At 37.7% G+C, this 15,018-nt stretch carries 13 protein-coding genes and 2 pseudogenes; 2 read left to right on the top strand and 13 right to left on the bottom strand.

The features are described 5' to 3' along the window. Window positions 1-120 precede the first annotated feature (120 nt). Complete coding sequence (locus NST39_RS06155) at window positions 121-294, top strand: hypothetical protein (protein WP_226805021.1); 174 nt, start codon at window positions 121-123, stop codon at window positions 292-294. A 270-nt stretch (window positions 295-564) separates the two neighbouring features. Here the strand turns inward: NST39_RS06155 and pepF are convergent, their stop codons facing one another. The 5 genes and pseudogenes from pepF to NST39_RS19965 form a co-directional block, all read right to left on the bottom strand. Continuing rightward, window positions 565-2,391 carry an oligoendopeptidase F gene (gene pepF / locus NST39_RS06150; RefSeq protein ID WP_284906233.1) on the bottom strand — a complete coding sequence of 609 codons (1,827 nt, stop codon included), beginning with the start codon at window positions 2,389-2,391 and terminating at the stop codon, window positions 565-567. Window positions 2,392-2,605: 214 nt separating this feature from the next. Beyond that, the gene (locus tag NST39_RS06145) at window positions 2,606-3,766 is read right to left on the bottom strand and encodes a competence protein CoiA (RefSeq protein ID WP_341027506.1); all 1,161 of its coding nucleotides are present in this window, start codon (window positions 3,764-3,766) and stop codon (window positions 2,606-2,608) included. Between the two features lie 162 nt (window positions 3,767-3,928). Further along, complete coding sequence (cls, locus tag NST39_RS06140; protein ID WP_003212118.1) at window positions 3,929-5,449, bottom strand: cardiolipin synthase; 1,521 nt, start codon at window positions 5,447-5,449, stop codon at window positions 3,929-3,931. Between the two features lie 85 nt (window positions 5,450-5,534). Beyond that, a complete protein-coding gene (mecA, locus tag NST39_RS06135) occupies window positions 5,535-6,200 on the bottom strand; it encodes an adaptor protein MecA (RefSeq protein ID WP_034619997.1) in 666 nt (221 codons plus the stop codon). Then, window positions 6,167-6,287, bottom strand: a pseudogene (locus NST39_RS19965) (hypothetical protein); the annotation flags it as partial. The pseudogene NST39_RS19965 and the gene mecA, both read right to left, overlap by 34 nt. Window positions 6,288-6,462: 175 nt before the next feature. Here NST39_RS19965 and NST39_RS06130 point away from each other — a divergent pair. Further along, entirely contained in the window at window positions 6,463-7,128 is a 666-nt protein-coding gene (locus NST39_RS06130) for a TerC family protein (protein WP_003211565.1), read from the top strand. 40 nt (window positions 7,129-7,168) lie between these two features. Here the strand turns inward: NST39_RS06130 and spxA are convergent, their stop codons facing one another. The 8 genes and pseudogenes from spxA to NST39_RS06090 form a co-directional block, all read right to left on the bottom strand. Beyond that, window positions 7,169-7,564, bottom strand: coding sequence for a transcriptional regulator SpxA (gene spxA, locus NST39_RS06125; RefSeq protein ID WP_341027505.1), 396 nt, complete (start codon window positions 7,562-7,564; stop codon window positions 7,169-7,171). 193 nt (window positions 7,565-7,757) lie between these two features. Continuing rightward, window positions 7,758-8,334, bottom strand: a pseudogene (locus NST39_RS06120) (GNAT family N-acetyltransferase). Window positions 8,335-8,470: 136 nt separating this feature from the next. Further along, complete coding sequence (locus NST39_RS06115) at window positions 8,471-8,758, bottom strand: hypothetical protein (protein WP_341027504.1); 288 nt, start codon at window positions 8,756-8,758, stop codon at window positions 8,471-8,473. 105 nt (window positions 8,759-8,863) lie between these two features. Beyond that, complete coding sequence (locus NST39_RS06110; RefSeq protein WP_445662392.1) at window positions 8,864-9,775, bottom strand: ABC transporter ATP-binding protein; 912 nt, start codon at window positions 9,773-9,775, stop codon at window positions 8,864-8,866. A gap of 10 nt (window positions 9,776-9,785) precedes the next feature. Then, window positions 9,786-10,847, bottom strand: a complete 1,062-nt coding sequence (locus tag NST39_RS06105; protein WP_341027502.1) for an ABC transporter ATP-binding protein — start codon at window positions 10,845-10,847, stop codon at window positions 9,786-9,788. An 18-nt stretch (window positions 10,848-10,865) separates the two neighbouring features. After that, window positions 10,866-11,894, bottom strand: coding sequence for an oligopeptide ABC transporter permease (opp3C, locus tag NST39_RS06100; RefSeq protein WP_341027501.1), 1,029 nt, complete (start codon window positions 11,892-11,894; stop codon window positions 10,866-10,868). Beyond that, entirely contained in the window at window positions 11,894-12,823 is a 930-nt protein-coding gene (gene opp3b, locus NST39_RS06095; protein WP_111912298.1) for an oligopeptide ABC transporter permease, read from the bottom strand. Before opp3b ends, opp3C begins: the two co-directional genes overlap by 1 nt. A gap of 109 nt (window positions 12,824-12,932) precedes the next feature. Further along, window positions 12,933-14,591, bottom strand: a complete 1,659-nt coding sequence (locus tag NST39_RS06090) for a peptide ABC transporter substrate-binding protein (RefSeq protein WP_111912296.1) — start codon at window positions 14,589-14,591, stop codon at window positions 12,933-12,935. Between the last annotated feature and the right edge of the window lie 427 nt (window positions 14,592-15,018).

Here is a 15,018-nt window from a genome sequence, read left to right as displayed (position 1 = left end):
TATATCAAATTTTGTCGACTTATGACAACAGATATACTATATGTTCATATTTTTGTCACAAAACATAAGAGGGTTGTCACTTTCATATAGTGAAAGTAATGAAAAAATGGAGGGATCTGCATGCGCAGCACAACCATTGGACTTGTTTCCATTGGCTTATGTTTCTTTTTAAACATATTAGGCTTAATGAAAATGCTTCCTCTTTATCTCACATCGCCACTCTTATTTGCTGCAATACTTTTTACACTTTATCGACTGAACCACCGGAAGACCTTTAAGGGATTTAAAGGTTGATGATAAGGATCGGCCTCTTCATACGAAGAGGTCTCAGCATGTAGACAAACCCTCGCATTCGTTGTCAGTCCTGCGTGCTGGTGCTCACGAATGTCAAATTCGCTCCGCGCCAGTACTCGTTCTTCCTAGACTTCAAAGGTTTTCTATCAAGCTGAAAAGAAGACAAAGGGCTAAAATCTGCGGCCTCTTCATGTGAAGAGGTCTTTTTTGTGAAAAAAACTCCTGTCAAAAGATGAGTATGCACTCACACGTCTGACAGAAGTCTTTTCATTACTCACCCGTTTTAGAGATGAGCTCTTCCATTTCTTTTAATTTTTCTTCGAACAATTGACATGCTGCTTCTATTGGTTCTTTGGAAGCCATATCAACACCCGCTTTTTTCAGCACATTGATTGGATAATCAGAGCTGCCTGCTTTAAGGAAGTCTGTGTAGCGCTCCACCGCAGGTTTTCCTTCTTCTAAGATTTGCTTGCTTAATGCCTGTGCAGCACTATAGCCTGTTGCATATTGATAGACATAATAGTTGTAATAGAAGTGAGGGATTCTCGTCCATTCTAATCCGATTTCTTTATCCACAACCATGCCGTCTCCAAAATACTTCTTGTTCAGGTCGTAATAAAGGTTCGTCATGAATTCTGGCGTTAAAGCCTCTCCTTCTTGTGCTTTCACATGAATCAAATGCTCAAACTCAGCAAACATCGTCTGTCTGAACACCGTTCCTCTAAATCCTTCTAGCAAGTGATTTAACACATACAAACGCTGTTTTTTATCATCTAGATGATTCAGCAGGTATTCGCCTAGTAACGCTTCATTTGTCGTGGAAGCTACTTCAGCTACAAAGATGCTATAGTTTCCATACGGATATGGCTGGTGCTTTCTTGTATAGTAGCTATGAACAGAGTGCCCAAATTCATGAGCCAGTGTAAATAAATTATCAATATTATTTTGCCAGTTCATGAGGATATAAGGATTTGTGCCATAGCTTCCAGATGAATACGCACCGCTACGTTTCCCTTTATTCTCATAAACGTCTACCCAGCGATTATTGAGTCCCTCTTTTAACACGGACACATATTCTTCTCCTAATGGCGCTAACCCTTTTAGCATATAATCCTTTGCTTCATCGTAGGTTAGCTTCATGCCAGCATCTTTTACAAGTGGTGTATACAAGTCATAATTGTGCACTTCATCAAGCTTTAACACCTTTTTACGCAATTCAATATAACGGTGTAATAACGGTAAATATTGATGAACTGTATCAATTAGATTGTCATATACTTCTTCTGGAATACTGTTTCGAGATAGTGCTGATTCTCTAGCCGATTTATAATTTCGTACTTTTGCATAAAAATTATCCTTTTTAATCGAACCGCTCAGTGTCGAAGCAAGCGTGTTTTTATACTGATCATACGTTTTATACACAGCTTTAAAGGCATTCTTTCTCACTTCACGGTCATCACTGTTTAAAAATGTGATAAAGTTGCCGTGGGTAATTTTCTTTTCTTCCCCATTTTCATCCTTTACAGAAGGGAACGAAATATCAGCATTGTTAAACATACTAAAAGTAGTAGATGAAGTTGAGAGAGGTTCAGATGCCTCAGCTAATAAGGCCTCTTGCTCCTCACTTAAAATATGTGGACGTTCTTTATTAATTTCTTCAAGAGCATGGGAATACAGTTTTAATTCTTCTTTTTCCAGAATAAACTGCTGCAATTTATCTTCTTGAATCGACAAAATCTCTGGAACAATATAAGCAGAAGTACTAGAGAGTTGTGTAAATAAATTCGATGCTTTATCATTCAGCGCTTGAAATGATGAGTTAGTTGTATCCTCATCGTATTTCATGTGCGCATATGTATAAAGCTTGCCAAGCTTTTCAGAAAGCTGATCCTGAAAGGTTAGGGCTTCATACAGTACATCAGCAGAATGGGCGAGCTTGCCTTTAAATTGGGCGAGCTTAGGAATTTCTTTTTTGACCGCTTCGAATTCCTTGTTCCATGCATCGACGCTTTCAAAAATATCTTCAAGTCGCCATTTGTTTTCTTCTTTTACTTCGCTTCTGTCTGGTAAATGGTTGTTTTTGCTTTGTGAAGTCATATGAATCCCCCTTGCATAAGTTGTGTTGAACCAACCTTTCGGAAAGTGAAAGAAATTGGTGTTGTATTTATCTTCTTTGTTTTGAACTATATTTGTCAAATCATATGCAGAAATAAATACCAAACAGACTAAAAAAATGAGAAAAAAGCGTTTCTTTCTATTCAATCGCAGCACCACCTTTTTCTTATCATGATCAAAGTGGGGATGAAACATGCTAATGAAATAAGAAAGTATCTTGTTTGAACGCTTCATCTACTGTTTGTATTGGCATTTGATTTGACGCTACTTCATAATTACCCTCTTTTGTCATGTGTAAAAACCCTTGTCTAACAAGCGCATGAACATATGCAGTGATGACCTCTTTTATTTCTTCTATTGAAACATCGCCATATCGAAGCTTTACTTCTTTCATCTGGATACACCGCTTGATTTCTTTCATCAGCAGTTGAATCGTCACTGGACTGCTTCCTTTTTTCCTTATTATCCAATCATATAGACACCCCTGCCAGACATAAACGGGACTTGTGAAGATATACGCTTCTTTCAGCGGGATAAATAATTCAGTTGGCAGAAAAGGAAAAGCTGTTTGATGATGCTCATAAAAAACGTCTCTCAACCGTTTGCTTTCATTTGATAAAATGCGAGGAGGCCGCTGCCTAAATTGCTGTATACATTTTAGCCATTGTTTGTAGACTTGACGCTTGCTTGAGGGCGGCGATAGAATATCCGAAAGTTTGCGGTATGCTGTTGGCGGTCTGACAGTCATGGCAGCACATATTTTCGTTGGTTGAAATACAAGGAGTTGAGCAAGATGGATGAATCGATTCTGGAGCGGACAATAAAAAATCAGACTTCCTTTCTGTGATTCCCTTAACATTCTCCAATGAATGGAGGAGAAGGAAAAGAGCTGGGCAGATTTTCGCTTTAAACGATTTGCTCCTATGACCCATATAGGGAAGAGCCCTGCTTCGCGGAGTCCTGCTGTCCTTTTACGGAGCTCTTGCCGTGAAATATTTGAGCATTGATATTCGATTGCATAGCTTGTTCCTCCAATAGAGACGGCCACGTCAGGACGCTGATGAATCTTTGACACATACTTTTCAAGCACCGGTTTATGTCCAAGCCGCTGAAGCCAATTCATAATGGCTTCTTTCCCCGCCTGATGATATGCCGTTTCGCCTGAGGCTAGTGGACATGTTGTCAGCTGTTTATGTGCAAAATGATAAACACGTTGTTCACCAAGCTTTAATTGCACTTCTTCCCTGCATTCAGGGCAGTAAAATTTGCACGTCGTCCTGACATGCTCCAACCTGTTTTTAGATAAGTGATGTGTAATTCGAATAAGTTTTCCATTATCCATGATCGCTGTATTCATTCAGTTCGCCCCTTAGTCTTTGTTGACCGTATTATAGCTTTTTCATCTATAAGAGAGCGAATAGGTGAAATGAATTTTTATTGTGTGAAAACATGATTTTACTGTTGTTTTCCTGAGGAAAATGAAAAAACCCCCTCATAAAAAAGGGGGGAAATACAATCTTTATAGTAATGGCGATAATAATCTTGCTGTTGATTCAAAGAGTCTTACCCTTAACGGTCTCTTTGCAAATTCTTCTGGGACAATCTCGTGCGACTGCTCTAAATCACCTAAGAAGTCGTTCACGAGCTTCTCAGTGCTTTTCGTTTTATAGAGGAAGGCATTCACTTCAAAATTCAAATGAAAGCTTCTCATATCCATGTTGGCCGTTCCTATCGAAGCCAGCTCACTATCCACAATGATAAATTTACTATGCATAAAGCCTTGATCATATTCATACACCTTTGCCCCTGCTTCTAAAAGCTCCGGGAAGTATGAACGGGACGCATGGAAGACGATCCGTTTATCTGGATTCTTCGGTGCAATAATCCGTACGTCTACTCCGCTTAATGCAGCAATTTTCAATGCAGACAAAATATCATCATCCGGCACAAAATATGGTGAAGCGATCCAAATAGACTTTTTGGCAGAGATAATCATGGAGAAAAAGAGATTTTTAATGACCTCCCACTGTTTATCAGGTCCGCCAGCGATCATTTGTACGCCTTGTGTTGTGCTTTCAAGGTGGCTGAAATCTTTAAAGTAGTCCACACCTGCGCATCTTTCATTCGTCATATAGTACCAATCCTGCATGAAAATCTGCTGCAGGTCACGAACAGCTTCACCCTTAATCATCAAATGGGTGTCACGCCAAAATCCATATTGTCTGCTTCTGCCCATATATTCGTCTCCAATGTTTAGCCCGCCAACAAATCCAACTTCTCCATCAATCACGACAATTTTTCGGTGATTTCGGAAATTGATTTTATTATTTAACAGAGGCAGCCTCACGGGTAAAAATGGAACGATCTGAACGCCAGCCTTTTCGAGGTCAGCAATATATTGACGAGAGAGCTTTAAACTCCCTACATCGTCATATAAAAAGCGGACAATCACGCCATTTTTCGCTTTATCAATGAGAATATCTTTTAATTCTTGTCCAAGGTCATCGTGGCGGAGAATATAATATTCTAAATGAATGTGATGTGTCGCCTTTTTGATTTCTTCAAAAATATGAGAGAATGTTTCTTCTCCATTCGTCAGGACTTTAGAGGACGTGCGATACGTAATAGGGGTATGTCCAAGTCTGTGGGCCAGCTTAAATAAGAGCTGCTGATGATCACCCATATGCGTCATTTTCTCAATTGCTTCTCTATGAATATGTTCATCTTCCTGGATTAACTGTTCGTCCAGGATGGCTTTCTTTTCAAACAACCGGCGCTTTTTGATATTGCGTCCAAAGAAAATATAGAACAAAAAGCCAAATAACGGAAAGCTGCCAAGCAGGACAAGCCACGTAATCGTTTGAGATGGATTCCGGTTCTCCAAGAATATGACAAACCCGATGAAGATAATCGATAAAGTGAATAGAACACTGACAGAACTTAATACACTTACCGCTAAATCACCGGCAATTAATTGAATGACTAAATAAGCACCTATCGTAATGATAAGAAAAAATAGAACTTTGACTAAATTTCTCATTTCATTTTCTCCTTGCCGATCTCTTTATTTACCGATTCATTCAGATAAAAAAGCCGATTCCTCTATAGAAATCGACTTTTGTTGGTTACGAGAAGTGCTGTTGAATCGTTTCAAGGGCATTTCCTTCGATAATCAGCTGACCATATTCTTTCAGTCTGTAAATGCTGACCACTGATTCATGAGCATATTCAAGCAAAATGCTGAGCTTATTCTCCACTTGCTCATCTGACAAATCCTCGTGGAAGTCAACATATAGATAATAACGGTTTTCAAACGAATATAAACTTGTGGTAAAATCCTGCATATTTAATTGAGAAAGTGCAATCAAATCTTCAAAGTCATCCATTTTCAACACAAATTGAAGTTGAAGTTTTTTGTCCTTCTCATTATCGTCTTCTTGATCCTGCTCTTCTTTTTGAAAATCATCAAGCAGTGCGTCTAGACTTTCTTCATCTGTTTGATCTTTTTTATCTTCTGGAATCGGCAATTCGAGCTTTTGTCCATCTTTAGAAAGTTGGGCTTTCGTCACGACAATTTCAAGACCTTTGTCAAGTGCCTGCACTTGAATCCAAAGCGGTCCCTCAACTGCAAATTCTTCTTCTTCGTGTACTTCGTCCATTACTTCCCAAAACAGCTCTTCACTGCGTTCACGATTATACCAAATCTCTTCACGGTCAAATCCGCGGTCTTCAATATCACCGTAGGAAATATAAAATTTCACTGTATGTTCATTAATTCTTTCAATTTCCATTTTGCCAACCTTCCCTTCTATATAAGATGTTGAAGGGACATACAAGCTCCCAATTAATAGTACTTTACTACACTTTACCCGTTCCGTCTACATGTTAACCTTTTAAAGAATTGAGGTATTTCTTTGTACTGTCTATTTTATGATAAAACATGAATAAAAGAAATAAAAACGCATTTTTTGCAGAGAAAACTTAAAGAAACATATATTTGAATTGTCTTCATATATTGGTTGTACGAGCTCTATTAGACATGAGGTGAAATGGATGGAAACAGAGTGGATCATATCCTTACTGATGATTATTGGCATCGATCTGATTTTAGGCGGAGATAATGCGTTGATCATTGCGATGGCTAGCCGCAGCTTGTCAAATGACAAACGCAATAAAGCCATATGGATCGGCACACTTTTGGCAGTGCTGATGAGAATAACAATGACAGGTGCCGCAGTTTATTTATTGACCATCCCTTATTTGCAATTTATCGGCGGACTTTTTCTCCTTTATATAGGATACAATTTGTTAATTGAACAAAAGAAAGAATCGATTCGCATTAAAAGCAGCGGCTCCCTTTGGCGTGCGGTTCAGACCATTGTGATTGCCGACCTCTTTATGTCACTTGATAATGTGATTGCAGTTGCAGGAGCGGCAAAAGGCAACATGCTGCTGACCGCTTTTGGCCTAATGATTTCAGTACCGATTATTATTTGGGGAAGTAAGCTAATTCATGCCGCTTTCACCAAATTTCCGTATCTATTATACGGAGGAAGTGCTCTTTTGGCTTTTACTGGCGGTGAAATGATTGTTCGTGATGTGAAATTGAATGAATTTATGGCTCAGCATGCGACTCTTGAATTGATGCTTCCGTTTTTAACAGTCGTAATGGTCATTTTAGCCAGCCTGTTTTACGAACAAACGGCTGAAAACAAATAAAAAAAGCTGCCAAATGATCGGCAGCTTTTCGTTTTTTCTATTAGTTAGCAAGTCGCTGAGCTTCTCTTAGTTGGAATGTACGAACCGTTCTTGGAAGGAAACGTCTAATTTCATCTTCATTGTAGCCAACTTGTAGTCTTTTTTCATCCAAGATGATTGGACGTCTTAAAAGACCTGGATGCTCATTGATCAGTTTATACAATTGTTGAAGAGGCATTGTCTCAACATTCACATTTAGCTTTTGAAATACTTTTGAACGTGTTGAGATAATTTCATCTGTACCGTCTTCAGTCATTCGAAGAATTTCTTTAATTTCATTGATTGAAAGAGGCTCTGAAAAGATGTTTCTCTCTTGATACGGAATATTGTGCTCTTCTAACCACGCTCTTGCTTTTCTACATGATGTACAGCTTGGTGATGTGTATAATGTTACCATAAATCTTCACTCCTCAATTTGTAGAATGAATATTGATCTGTATTCTTAAATTAAAATTGTTCTAAATAAGTAATCTTTATAGTGATTATACTATAAAAAAGTAAGTGTGAACAGATATTCTTGCAATTTTTGTGACAAAAACTAGACAATTTCATTCATTTTGTGGTGTTGCTTGATGTCTGAACATTCTCATTTAGTCGAGATGATCGAAAATATTTTTTTGTTTTCTATTTTCAATGACCTTCAACATCATCAACATCCTCATACGACTGCCCATACCATTCTTCATCTTTATACGTATGGATTCGTTCATAGGTCTTCCTCATAGCCTCCATCATTTCTTCCTCATTATCTGTAAGAGGCGACCAATAAAGGATTTCCATGCGGTTCACTTCATTTGTTGCAAGTGACCTGCGTTTATAACCGATTGATTCGGCATGCTTGAAGTGCTCTCTTTGGTAAAACTTTAGGCGTTTTGCAGTATCTGCATCATCTTCATCTACAGGCTCGACCTCAAGCAAGATCGGTTTCTTTTTTTCCTTCAGCTTATGAATGAGCTTTGATCCGAGGCCTTCACCTCTTGCATCTCTGGAAACAAATAAATAATCAATAAAGATGAAAGAATCAAATTCGGCGTACATCATCACATGATGAGGCCCTTCTTCCTTATGATAAATTTCACTTCTTTCCTTTAATAAAGCTTCCATATGCTCTTTTGACTTCATTTCTTCTATCGGGAAGTATTCACTGAGCTTTTCATACCAATTCATGGATCCGCTCCTTATGATATAGTGAAGAACCACTTCCTTATATATTCCCGATTTCCTGCTATTTAAACGCCTGTACTAGTAAGACGCAGCAAAGTCTCCTCTAGTTTCACTTTTTTTCAAACAACAGAAAAAAGTTTTATATCGAACGATTCATGAGTAATTGAAAACAGACAAACAGGATGAGTGTCATCCCAGTTTGGAACATGATGAAATAAAGATACTTCATGCGCCTTGCTTCCTCTTTCTGATTGCTTGTTTTCCGGTGAAGCATATATTCCACGGAAAAAGACAAGATGCCAATGAGCACCATAAATATGAGCATCCACTGCCCTCCATTTGGCTTTCTCAAAAAAGACGTTGAAAAAAGCATGAATACAATGAGAAAGTGAAAGAATGAATAGCGAAACGTCTTCCATATCGACATTTGATTTCCTCCTAGAACCCGCTTGTTGTTAACTAGAAATTACCATCATCTTGTTTTTTTGTAAAATAAAAAAAGAAGCACTGACATAGCAGTGCTTCTTCCTTCTTATGATTGTTTTGCCTGAAGCTCTTTGAATTCTTCCTCTGTGCAGTTCACAAAGTGACCTGGCTTCACTTCACGGAAATCAGTGTTTGTTCCTTTGTGAACGGAAGGATCATACTTGATTCGCTTGCGGTTACGCTCATAATCTGGATCTGGAAGCGGAATCGCAGATAGTAATGATTTTGTATATGGATGAAGCGGGTTTTCGTATAATTCATTCGCTGGTGCCAGCTCTACCAATTTCCCGAAATACATCACGCCAATACGATCGCTGATGTATTTTACCATGGACAGGTCATGGGCAATGAATAAATACGTTAAGCCTTTTTCTTCTTGCAGTTCTTTCATTAAGTTAACGACCTGCGCTTGAATCGACACATCTAATGCAGAGATTGGTTCATCGGCAATGATGAAATCTGGCTCAACTGCTAATGCACGGGCAATTCCGATACGCTGCCTTTGACCACCAGAGAATTCATGCGGATATCTGTTTGCATGCTCTTTGTTCAAGCCAACAGTTTCAAGCAATTGGTACACTCGCTCTTTACGTGTTTGCTTTGTTTTTGCTAGGCCATGAATGTCGATACCTTCTGCAATGATGTCTTCAACTTTCATTCTTGGATTGAGAGAGGCATATGGATCCTGAAAGATCATTTGCATTTTTCGATTAAATTGCTTCAGATCAGTAGTCGATTTTTTATCATGAACATTCTGTCCATTAAAAATAACCTCACCATCTGTTGCATTATACAACCGAATGATACTTCTGCCAGTAGTAGATTTTCCGCAACCAGACTCACCTACTAGTCCCAATGTCTCCCCTCTATAAATATCGAAGCTAACATCATCAACAGCTTTTACTTCATTTGGTTTGCCCACATTAAAATATTGCTTAAGATTATTCACCTGTAAAATAACATCTTTTTCACTCAATGTGATCCCCCCCTTTTTGCGCTTTAAATTGTCGCATTCTTTGCTTAATCGATTCAGGAGGTTCTACTTTGGGTGCATTAGGATGTAATAGCCATGTAGCTGCATAATGCGTTTCTGACACCTGATATAAAGGCGGCTGCTTTTCAAAATCGATTTTCATCGCATATTGATTTCTAGCAGCAAACGGGTCGCCTTTTGGAGGATTTAGAAGGTCTGGCGGCGTACCAGGTATAGCAAATAATTTCTCCTCTTTTGCGTCCAGACTAGGCATAGAACTTAATAATCCCCAAGTATAAGGATGCTGTGGGTTATAGAAAATCTCATCAACTGTACCAATCTCGACAATTTGACCACCATACATAACTGCTACACGATCAGCTACATTCGCAACGACCCCTAAATCATGCGTAATAAAGATAATCGATGTTTCAATTTTCTTTTGTAGATCCTTCATGAGTTCTAAAATTTGCGCTTGAATTGTAACATCTAACGCTGTTGTCGGCTCATCAGCAATTAGTATTTTTGGATTACAAGCAAGAGCAATTGCCACCACAACTCTTTGTCTCATACCCCCTGAAAATTGATGAGGATATTGCTTAAACCTTTGTTCAGGTTTTGGAATACCTACAAGGCTGAGTAGCTCAAGCGCTCTTTTTCTAGCTTCTTCTTTATTAGTATTTTGATGTTTTAAAATAGGTTCTATAATTTGTTTGCCAATTGTCATCGTAGGATTTAAAGAGGTCATTGGATCTTGAAAGACCATTGCAATATCTTTCCCACGTATTTTTTGCATTTGTTTATCAGAAAGTTTTGTTAAATTTTTGTCTTGAAACAAAATCTCGCCTTTTTTCACTTCAGAGTTAGATTTAGGAAGCAGTCCCATGATTGATTTTGAAGTAACTGATTTTCCTGAACCTGATTCTCCTACAATTGCAAGTGTTTCGCCTTTTTTTAGATCAAAATTCACACCTCTTATCGCCTTAACTTCACCAGCGAACGTGTGAAATGAGATATTTAAGTCATTTACTTTTAGAATAGTTTCTTGTTTATTCATCATCATCACCGTCCCGTACTAATCTTTCATTTTTGGATCAAGTGCATCTCTCACACCGTCGGCAACAAGGTTAAAGACGATCATGATAACACTAATGATAATTGCTGGATAAACCATCTGATATGGGAAAGCGATCATTGATTTAAATCCGTCTTCAATTAACGTCCCTAGTGAAGCTTGTGGCTCTTGGAGACCTAAACCAATAAAGCTTAAGAAAGCTTCGAAGAAAATTGCACTAGGAATGGTGAACATTGTATTAATAATCATCACACCTGTTAAGTTAGGCAACATGTGTTTAAAGATAATTTTAAAGTTGCTTAATCCCAAAGTTCTAGAGGCTAGTACATATTCCTGTTCTTTCAGCTTCATGACTTGGGCTCGTACAACCCTGGCCATACTGATCCACCCGGTAATACTTAGAGCAATAATAATTGGAATAATCCCTGGCTTTAAGACGAGAATCATTAATATGACAACGATCAAGTTGGGAATACCCATTAGAACCTCTAAAACACGTTGCATCGCATTATCAATTTTTCCCCCAAAATAACCAGAAATAGCACCATAAGCAACACCAATAATTAAATCGATCACAGCTGCAACAACAGCAATAAGCAGTGAGATTTGAGTTCCTTTCCACACTCGTGTGAATAGATCTCTCCCAAGATTATCCGTACCGAACCAGTAGTAATGATCAATTCCTTTTTGTTCATAAGGATTGACCACATCACCATTTTTCAGCGTTCTATCCCCAGTAAATGGAAGAAAACTAACGTGCTCTAATCCTTGGATTCGAGGTGGTAGGTTCGCTTCAGACGTTGTCTGAGTACTAAAATCTTTGCCACTAATTAACGGTCCGACTATAGCCATGAATACAATTAAAAATAAAATCACCAAACTTACAACTGCGGCTTTATTCTTTTTGATTCTAAGCCATGCGTCTTGCCAATAATTTAGACTAGGTTTCTCAATTTTTTCAGCAGAAAATGTATCAACACCAGCGGGCTCAAATAGACTTTTATCAATATTTTCTTCTTGCTGTTTCATCATTTGTTACCCCCTGCTACACGAATTCTCGGATCGATAATTCCATAAAGAATATCGACAATAAATACAACCACAACAAAAAGAACGGCGAATAAAATTGTTGTTCCCATAATAACTGGATAGTCATTTACAGTAATGGCTTTTACAAACTGCTCACCAATTCCAGGAATTGAGAAGATTTTCTCTATTACGAGAGATCCCGTCATTAAACTAACAGTTAGTGGACCAAGAACTGTAACAACAGGGATCAAAGCATTTCTCATCGCATGCTTAAATGCTAATTCGAAGTAGCCTGCTCCTTTTGCCTTTGCTAGTAAAATATAGTCTGTCTCAAGAACTTCAACCATTTCTGTTCGCATAAAGCGTGCACAAATGGAGATAGGGAACATAGCTAATGCTATTGTGGGCAAAATTGTATACTCGAATCCATTCCAAAATTGAGTTGGCAGTAATCCCAATTTCACCGCAATAAAGTATTGAAGTAATCCCGCGAATACAAAACTAGGTATTGATTTACCAATAACCGCCAAGAAAGTAGCAGAATAATCTATCCATGTGTTCTGCCTTAAAGCTCCAACTACTCCCAAGAAGATACCTACAATCGTTCCTATAATAATCGCTTGAAGGCCTAGGACAGCAGATGGTCCTACTCGGTATGAAAGAAGTTCTGTTACGGAGGTATTGTTGAATTGGAATGAAACACCTAAATCCCCAGTGAATGTATTAATCATGTAATGAAAGTATTGAACTGGGATAGGCTGATCTAGCCCATATTTTGCATTAAGTACAGCTTGCTGAGCTTCTGACAACTTTTGTGCATTAACAAAAGGAGAACCCGGAATGAGTTTCATTAAGAAAAAAGTGATTGAAACAATGATGAAGAGGGTAACGACCATGAAGCCGACCCGTCTAATTAAGTATTTCAGCATACTTGCACCTCCTGATAAAACTGATTTTTCTGTATATTTCGACATATTTCTCCCAGTGAAAAAGAGAGTATATTCAGAGAATACACTCTCTTTTCTATAAGATTGTTAATTATCCTTCAATTTTCATCCATTTGTAACTGAATTCTGGTCCAACCTTGTGAATGACAAACCCTTTAACTCTGTTATTAATCAGATAGTTAGTTGCTCTCTGATAAATTGGTGAAAGTGCTGCGTCATCTTGTAGTAATACTTTTTCAGCTTCTTGTAAAGCTTTCCAGCGTTCTTCAGGTTTAGCAGCTAATTTACCAGATGCATCTTTTAACAGCTGATCATATTTCTTATCAGAGTATCCCATGTGGTTGTTTCCACCACCTGTGATAAACAAGTCAGAGAATGTGATTGGATCAAGATAATCAGGACCCCATCCAGCCATCTGTAGATCATAATCCTCTTTCTTATCACGATCAATACGAGTAGCAAAAGGAACACTTTGAATATTGATATCTAAGCCAGGTAAAGTTTTCTCAAGCTGATCTTTAATGAAAGCTCCGATTGTTTTAGCTGTCTCAGAATCATCACCTAAGTAGTTAAGCGTTACTTTAGACGTTCCTAATTCTTTTAGACCTTTTTCGAAAAGTTTCTTAGCTTCACCTTTGTTTGTTTCTAAGTATTTAGGCATTCCATCGCGGAAGTCTTTTCCGTTTTCATCATGTACAAAGTCTTTTGGAATTTGATAGTTTGCAGCAACTGAACCATTCTGCAATACATCTTTTACAAACGCTTCTTTGTCAATTGCGGTTGCAATTGCACGACGAACGTTTTCATTCTTTAGTGATTTATTTCCTTGGTTCATTTTCAACCAGAACACAGTAGGTTCTAGTAATCTTTTCATTCGCTTATCACCTTCGTACTGAGAGATGATTGCAGGAGTTGATAATTTAGGTGTAATATCAGCTTCTCCAGCTTCGAATGCGTTAACAGCTGCTTGTGGATCTTTAGATACTTTAAAAGTAAGTTTTGTCATAGAGACGTTCTTTTTGTCCCAATATTCTTCATTCTTTTTGTATTCCCAAGTTGTTGCTTGTGGTCCATCCCAAGAAGAAAGTTCATATGGGCCATTGTATACAAGGTTTTTTGCAGTCTTCGCATATTTATCACCTTGTTCTTTAACGAACTTTTCATTCACTGGATAGAAAGTTGGGAATGAAAGTAGAGATTGGAAGTAAGGAATTGGTTTTTCAAGTGTAATTTGCAATTCTTTATCACTTACAGCTTTAATTCCTAGTTCGTCAGGCTTTGCCTTTTTGTTGTAAACCTTATCAGCATTTTTGATTTTACCAACCATCATATATGGGCCATACTCAGACTTTTGTTCCGGATCTAAAGCACGTTGCCAAGCGTACACGAAGTCTTGAGCTTTAACTGGATCACCATTAGACCATTTTGCATCTTTCAATTTAATGTTATAGACTGTTTTATCTTTGTTAGCAACTGGTTCGCCATCCGCCATACCAGGTACTAATTCTTCTTTATCGTTGAATCGATACAAACCTTCAAAAACGTTATTCATAGTTGTGAAACTAATTGTATCACTTGCTTGGATTGTATCCATCGCAGGCATTTCCTGTGATTCTAAAATTGTAGCCTCTTGTTTTGAATCTTTGGATGCAGTGCCCTTGTCGCTACTTTGTTTACCTGAACATGCAGATACAAAAATAGTCAGCACCAATAAAAAAACTAAAAGCAGTGAAAATTTAGACTTTTTCATCTAGTTGTTGACCTCCCCTTCATAAATGAACTACAGGAACTATTATACTAGCAAATAAGTAATTGTGCATTCATTTTTTTAAGAAAATTTTCATATTTCGATGATTTTTTAATAAATTTATTAAAAAATTGAAACAAATTGGGTATTTCCCTTTGATTTTGTGATCTGAAATACCTAATCAGAAGTAATCCTGTCTATACAATTGGCAATCTTCATGATTCATTGTAAACTGATATCAAGAATTTTGTTAAAACAACTGCTTAATTCCTTGTTTCGTTTTTCTTATATAGTGAAAGTCTCGAATTAAATGTTTTTATTGCTATTTTAGTACAGTAAAGTTTTAATGCACAGGAGTGATTGTTATCAGATTTTTTATTCTTTTAATTAGTTCTAACTGCCTTGTATTTATTTTAAGTTTCATCTTTTA

This window comes from Bacillus sp. FSL W8-0645 (assembly GCF_038007905.1).
In the GTDB taxonomy this organism is placed as follows: Bacteria; Bacillota; Bacilli; order Bacillales; family Bacillaceae; genus Bacillus; species Bacillus pumilus.
The sequence above is the reverse complement of the archived record's forward strand: the minus strand, read 5'-3'. Positions and strand labels throughout refer to the sequence as shown.

Bases quoted from the DNA above. Each gene is read 5' to 3' on its own strand.
- cls (WP_003212118.1), bottom strand. From the start codon at position 5,449: ATGAGAAATTTAGTCAAAGTTCTATTTTTTCTTATCATTACGATAGGT.
- NST39_RS06145 (WP_341027506.1), bottom strand. From the start codon at position 3,766: ATGAATACAGCGATCATGGATAATGGAAAACTTATTCGAATTACACAT.
- NST39_RS06155 (WP_226805021.1), top strand. From the start codon at position 121: ATGCGCAGCACAACCATTGGACTTGTTTCCATTGGCTTATGTTTCTTT.
- NST39_RS06090 (WP_111912296.1), bottom strand. From the start codon at position 14,591: ATGAAAAAGTCTAAATTTTCACTGCTTTTAGTTTTTTTATTGGTGCTG.
- mecA (WP_034619997.1), bottom strand. From the start codon at position 6,200: ATGGAAATTGAAAGAATTAATGAACATACAGTGAAATTTTATATTTCC.
- opp3b (WP_111912298.1), bottom strand. From the start codon at position 12,823: ATGCTGAAATACTTAATTAGACGGGTCGGCTTCATGGTCGTTACCCTC.
- NST39_RS06130 (WP_003211565.1), top strand. From the start codon at position 6,463: ATGGAAACAGAGTGGATCATATCCTTACTGATGATTATTGGCATCGAT.
- NST39_RS06105 (WP_341027502.1), bottom strand. From the start codon at position 10,847: ATGAATAAACAAGAAACTATTCTAAAAGTAAATGACTTAAATATCTCA.
- pepF (WP_284906233.1), bottom strand. From the start codon at position 2,391: ATGACTTCACAAAGCAAAAACAACCATTTACCAGACAGAAGCGAAGTA.
- NST39_RS06115 (WP_341027504.1), bottom strand. From the start codon at position 8,758: ATGTCGATATGGAAGACGTTTCGCTATTCATTCTTTCACTTTCTCATT.
- opp3C (WP_341027501.1), bottom strand. From the start codon at position 11,894: ATGAAACAGCAAGAAGAAAATATTGATAAAAGTCTATTTGAGCCCGCT.
- spxA (WP_341027505.1), bottom strand. From the start codon at position 7,564: ATGGTAACATTATACACATCACCAAGCTGTACATCATGTAGAAAAGCA.